Consider the following 5,538-nt stretch of genomic DNA (forward strand, 5'->3'; position numbering starts at 1 on the left):
CACAGCGGACATACGTGCAAGAAATTGTGGTCGTTTTCCCGTTGACATAGCGGTCAACCTTTCTCAGATGTGAAGTAAGAGGAGACTTTCCAATCGACTTCCCGACCCCTCTGCTCGAAGGCGAAAGACCGGAGAAGCCCGAAGGCCCTGAGATTGACTACATCGTCAATCTCAGGGCCTTCGTGTATCCGACAGCTCAGGCCGGATTGACACCCGCAGTAGCTGCCGCCACTGCGTCGTTGACCATCGCGGCAACAGGACCGAAGGCGTAGTCGAGCTCCTTCGCTGCAGCATCCAAACCAGCGATCACGTCTTCACCACCAGGCTGAGCCAGCGTTGCCTCACGGGCAGTTGCGACCTGCTCGGTAACCTGCTCCACGACCTGCGGCGCCGAAGCGACCGTGTCCTGGACGAACTCGGCGACCTGAGGCTGCTGCTGTCCGAGCGTCTCCGTCACCTGCGCGGTGATCGCCGCAGTGTCTGGTTCTGCAACATCAGGCAGGTCGAACTCGGTGGGGGTATTCGTGGTGTCACCGGCACCGAATGCGGTACCCGCGAGTCCACCGGCGACACCGCCGACTGCGCCACCCACCAATGCCGCAGGCACGCCCGCCACCGCAGCCCCGACACCGGCACCCACCGCTGTTCCTGCCACGCCACCTGGCACCCAGCCGACACCCGGAACCAGAACATTTCCGAGGGTCAAGCCGATGTTTCCGCCAATGGTGCCGCCGACGAGCGCACCACCAACGGCAAACGGCGTGCCTGCGATAGCCGCACCGCCCAATGCTCCCGTCGCGACCCCTGCCACGGTGGCTGCCGCAATCCGGTCACTACGTTCGGCATCGACGCCGATGGACTTCCAGGCCGTGCCGTACTGCGCTTCGATCACCGCGGCGGTGTTGTTGGTTCGATCCAGGTACTCATCGGACAACCAGTTCGGCTGGTCGGTGACGAAGTCACCAAGCCGCAGACGCTCCGCGGGTGCCTGAATTGGCGCGATTGGATCGACGGCGATCGGGAGGTGCAGATCTTCGACTCGGACCGGAGCTGTGTAAGTCGGCTCCGTGTAGCCATTTCCGGAATTCGACGGCGACTGGGCGGAAGGTGATGGGCGCCACTGAACATCGGTGTATTCAGGGGGCGGAGGGGTCCAGTACGACCGGTTCTCCTCAACCGGAGCGGGTTCGGGGGCAGGTGCAGGTGCAGGAGTGGTCGGAGTGGGAGTCGGATTACTCCATCCCGACTCCGGCGCTTGCTGCCCGGGATCCGGATTGCTCCATCCTGACTCCGGTGCTGCGTGAGCGATCCCCGCGCCGAACATCGCGCTCGTGCTGATTCCGGCCGCGATCGCAGTTGGAGCGATCCACCGCTTGCGTGGCTTCCTGTGCTTCTTGGGCATTGAGTTCCTCTCGTGCGCACTTCAAGGAGGGCCGAACTCCGATCGAGCTCAACCCGACGAATCCCGCGGGAGTCGGCAACGCACACCTGCCAGGAAGCCTGGTGAAACTTGGTGATTCGCGCGCCGCGATCCTTTGCGAGATCCGACGCTTGCAGACGGTAGAGACAGGGTTCTCCACCCTGACCTCATCGAGCAGTCCCCCCATCTGAGCCCGACGAGTAAGGAGGCGCCGAACCGCGCGATGCGGCCGCTGCGATACGGCCGGCCGGTCCTTCAGGAGCGCGCTCGTAGTGCGCATTCATCGAGATGAGAACCATCGGAGAAGCCGACCGCTACCGTCCGCGGTCGTAGTTAGAGCACTAATCGAGCCGACGGAGGAACGCCATGGCACGCGGACGCGTAGAACCGGACCCTGACATCACCAACAACGGTTTCGAGAGGGAATCGGTACGGACAGAATCCTGGGACGCAGATCCTGAATGGGGCACAGAGTGGACGCCGGAGAACGAATTCGGTGACGGATTCGTCCAGGACGAGATCGCTTCTCCGCCCTCGGAACCGTCGATCTCAGCTCTGCCTTTAGATGACGACGCGACGACAGTGATCCCTGCCGTGCCCGCACCGATAGATCCGTGGGAATCGGCGGAACCAGTCTTCACACCCTCAGCCGCCACTCACGACCCCGGCTACGACAGCTACGAGGACACATACGACAGTGGGTCTTCCCAGTTTCAGACCGACGCGTATCTGCGCACCCCACAAAAGCCGACTCGAACACCAGCGGGGCGACGGCGGACCTTGCGTGTCGTCGGGGGCCTCGCCGCCACTGTGGCCGTCGCAATCGGCATCGTCATCGTCGTCAAGCAACCTGCCGACAGTGACGGCACCTCGGCAACACCCCAAACGACCGCAGCAGTGACCAGCACCGTCACCACGCCGAGCACTGTCGCTGACGCACCGTCCATCGGTGACACCACCAGCGGCCCCGGAGTCATCCTCGGTTTCGACAACGCGTACTACGACCAACGCAGCGGTGCGGCGGCGGCCGCGTTTCTGGTCCCCAGCCAGAACACGCCAGCAACAGCAGCGGCAATCCAAACCGACGTGGACCGAGTCGACCGGGGCGTCAAACGCAACATCGTGATCACCAGCACTGAAGCCGAGAATGTCTACAACGTGAAGCTCACGTTGACGACACCCGATGGACTGATCCACGAGTACTACCAGCAGTACACCGTCGTTTCGACTGCTGGCCGGTTCTACATTGCAAACAAGCTCAATTGCGATTCAGTCTGCCCGACACCGTGACAGCGGCTGGTAACTGAAACACCCTGGGGCAGCGAATTTACCGTGGAGAACATCCCGGCGAGAATCCAACCGGACCACTACACGAAGGACAGGAATTGTTCCCATGTACACACCCTCCGCCGCCTTACAGCTACTCCAGCACCAGCTGACACTTCAGTCATCCTGGGAGGCATGGTGCCGACGCAATGAACAGTCGATCGACACCGCTGTCATTCGCTTCGAACGTCCGATCCACAAACACGCTCCACAACACGATCTGCGACGCGCGCCCGCGCACCGCGGTCATCGTCTACCGCCGCGGCGCAACGCAGCACACCGAGGTGTTGACCCGTCCCTCCCAAACGCCGGTCTCAGTACTTGCTCTCGACGCATTCGAATGGCTGTATCGCCGAGCAGCAGAAGGACTTTCGCGTACAAGCGTGTTCATCGACCATTCAGGTGTTCGCAATGAGCTCATCGCCGTCTCCGGCAGCTTCCCCTGCGTCCGCATCGTCAACCTCCCGACCGGCGTCCTGCAGCCCATGCTCATTAGTGCCGGCGAGCGACTGCCAGAGCCAGTTGCCCCTGCCGTGCAGCCAACGGTCAGTCCGCGGAAGATCGCGGCGCTGGCCGTCGGCACTGATGCATCGAAACGCTATCGGCACAACGGTGTCGGCATCGGAGCAGTCGATGCGGAAGGAATCGTGCATACGGCATGGCTTCCTACCATCACCGACATCAATGTCGGTGAGGTCCTGGCCATCGCACTCGCGGTCAATCAACACCACGGCAGGCGACTGTCGATTGTGACGGACAGCCGCGTCGCTTTGAAATATCTCCAGCTGCCGCTGGACGACCTCTACACCCATATGGACGTGATCTACGCCTACCGTGTCGTTGCGCTGCAGCGTGCACTCGAACGGACGGGCAGCCAAGTGCGTTGGGTACCGGGACATTCAGGCCATGCGCTCAACGAGGCGGCGCATCGCGCTGCTGTTGCGGCGCGCCGCAACGCAGAATTCGATGTCTCCGAAGATGTCGCCGCGCAGATGTACCGCAGCATCGGCGACGACGTGCTTCGTCGAGATCAGCTGTTGATGGCCGGTTGACCGACCGTCATGATTCGGGGCCCCGCACCGTCTTACTGTGCGGGGCCCCTTCGTAAGTTGTCGGTCACAGATCGGTGGCATCGAAGACCGGAGCAGCAGCCCGGGCTGGCGCCGAGCGCGGAACGTCGATCACAGTTTTCTTCTGAACAGGCGATGCAACTACCTCCGGAACCGCCTGTGCTCGCACAGGATCGATACCGAAATCGATCTCGGGAAGTTGCAAACCCATCTTCCGGCTGAGATAGCGGACGTACTCAGCCAACGCTGGAGCCGCATCGTCGGACGCCGACGTCACCTCCAAAATCGACGCCAGCAGCTCGAACGCCCCCGGATCAGCGGCAACGAGCAACCGGAAATCCTCCTTGCGGGCGACCCCGAACGCAAGATGCTGCTCACCCCCATCGTCGGCATCGACGCACCTCAACGCGCCAGGTACGGTCCGGGACCGCTGGTAAGGGCCGGGAGTTGCCTGCCGGGCGATAATCCGCAGGCGTTCAGCGGCGGTCGCGAAGACCGACTCGACGTTCGACATGGACTTCCCTTCTCATAGTTGCGGTGTACCTGCCGAAGGTAGACACAAGGTTCTCCACACTCCCCCGCAGGTCCGGGCCGGTAGTCCGACATCACACGCTGTTCCCAAAGGGTGGGCGGTGAGCTGCACAGCTATGGATCGCTCGGGCAATCCACTAATATCGACTGTGCTGGCGGCTAGCGTGACTAGACCGTGCGGCCGTGCATGATTCAGTTCGTGTACGCCCCGTGCTTCTGCCTACGGCAGATGGGTGCGGTGATCCGATATAGCCCGTGAGCGCCGGCCACGCCGGCGCTCACCCGCTCGGCATCCTCCCCTCAGCGCGTCTCCGCTGGAGAACCCGACTGTCATCGTGGCCGAGTCCACACCAATGGATCCCGGGAAACGCACATAGGTTCGACCTACCGTGCGGATAGCGTCGATCGGGAACCATGCCACCCGTCGCCCAGGAGACGAAACCCGATGACGCCACACGGCACACTGATCGCGCGCATCACCACCACAGCGCTCGCATTTATCACGGTGATCGGCGCCAGCGCGGTCACCGCCGCCCCGATCCAAGCCAAACCCGGATCGTGCTCTCCCAGCGAAATTGTTGCCGTCCCCGGGACCTGGGAGACGAACAAGAACGCCAACCCGGACGTGCCCGTCGGAATGCTCAAGCCCATCACCGACAAAGTAGAAGAAAAACTCGGCGACACAGTCGCATCCGTCTACCCCGCGTACGAAGCGACGGCCTTCGATCAAGGTGTGCCCTATGCGGACAGCAAAGCAGACGGAGTGAAATCGGTTACCGACACCCTGCGTCAGCGCGCCGCCCGATGCCCCGCAACGGTCTTCTCGATCATCGGATACAGCCAAGGCGCCGATATCGCTGGCGATATCGCCGAGAACATCGCCCAGGGCCGGGGTCCGATCACCGCATCCAAGCTGCGCGCAACCGTACTGATCGCCGACCCGGGACGCGGAACCAAAGGCGAGACCGTGGTCGGCCCCAACCCGCCGGGACACGGCATCGTCGGGCCGCGCAGCGAAGGATTCGGCGATCTCGACGTCGTCACCATCTGCGATCCGGCACCAGACCTGTACTGCGCGACTCCCTCGGACGACGGATTGCTGAACTCTCTCGGCACCGTCCTCGGAAACACCGGCATGACAGGGGGCGACGACAAGGAGGCAGCGACCAACCCTGCAGACCTCGCGACAGC

Annotated in this window: 5 protein-coding genes; 3 read left to right on the forward strand and 2 right to left on the reverse strand. The window is 62.7% G+C overall.

Annotated features, from left to right (window positions below; genetic code table 11):
- Positions 1 to 196: 196 nt before the first annotated feature.
- Positions 197 to 1,402 carry an insoluble domain protein gene (locus VIQ49_RS07490; RefSeq protein ID WP_331882676.1) on the reverse strand — a complete coding sequence of 402 codons (1,206 nt, stop codon included), beginning with the start codon at positions 1,400 to 1,402 and terminating at the stop codon, positions 197 to 199.
- Positions 1,403 to 1,786: 384 nt separating this feature from the next.
- On the opposite strand from VIQ49_RS07490, the gene VIQ49_RS07495 reads away from it, so the two are divergent.
- Both VIQ49_RS07495 and VIQ49_RS07500 read left to right on the forward strand, forming a co-directional pair.
- Entirely contained in the window at positions 1,787 to 2,710 is a 924-nt protein-coding gene (locus VIQ49_RS07495; RefSeq protein ID WP_331882679.1) for a hypothetical protein, read from the forward strand.
- 185 nt (positions 2,711 to 2,895) lie between these two features.
- Complete coding sequence (locus tag VIQ49_RS07500; protein WP_331882681.1) at positions 2,896 to 3,798, forward strand: RNase H family protein; 903 nt, start codon at positions 2,896 to 2,898, stop codon at positions 3,796 to 3,798.
- Between the two features lie 64 nt (positions 3,799 to 3,862).
- On the opposite strand, the gene VIQ49_RS07505 is transcribed toward VIQ49_RS07500, so the two are convergent.
- Positions 3,863 to 4,330, reverse strand: coding sequence for a hypothetical protein (locus VIQ49_RS07505; protein WP_331882683.1), 468 nt, complete (start codon positions 4,328 to 4,330; stop codon positions 3,863 to 3,865).
- 462 nt (positions 4,331 to 4,792) lie between these two features.
- On the opposite strand from VIQ49_RS07505, the gene VIQ49_RS07510 reads away from it, so the two are divergent.
- A partial coding sequence (locus VIQ49_RS07510; RefSeq protein ID WP_331882686.1) for a cutinase family protein occupies positions 4,793 to 5,538 on the forward strand: 746 nt, incomplete at its 3' end.

Source organism: Williamsia sp. (assembly GCF_036566845.1).
In the GTDB taxonomy this organism is placed as follows: Bacteria; Actinomycetota; Actinomycetes; order Mycobacteriales; family Mycobacteriaceae; genus Williamsia.

What these genes read in the sequence shown, in the direction of transcription:
- VIQ49_RS07490 (WP_331882676.1), bottom strand. Translation starts at nt 1,402, where the DNA reads ATGCCCAAGAAGCACAGGAAGCCACGCAAGCGGTGGATCGCTCCAACT.
- VIQ49_RS07495 (WP_331882679.1), top strand. Translation starts at nt 1,787, where the DNA reads ATGGCACGCGGACGCGTAGAACCGGACCCTGACATCACCAACAACGGT.
- VIQ49_RS07500 (WP_331882681.1), top strand. Translation starts at nt 2,896, where the DNA reads ATGAACAGTCGATCGACACCGCTGTCATTCGCTTCGAACGTCCGATCC.
- VIQ49_RS07505 (WP_331882683.1), bottom strand. Translation starts at nt 4,330, where the DNA reads ATGTCGAACGTCGAGTCGGTCTTCGCGACCGCCGCTGAACGCCTGCGG.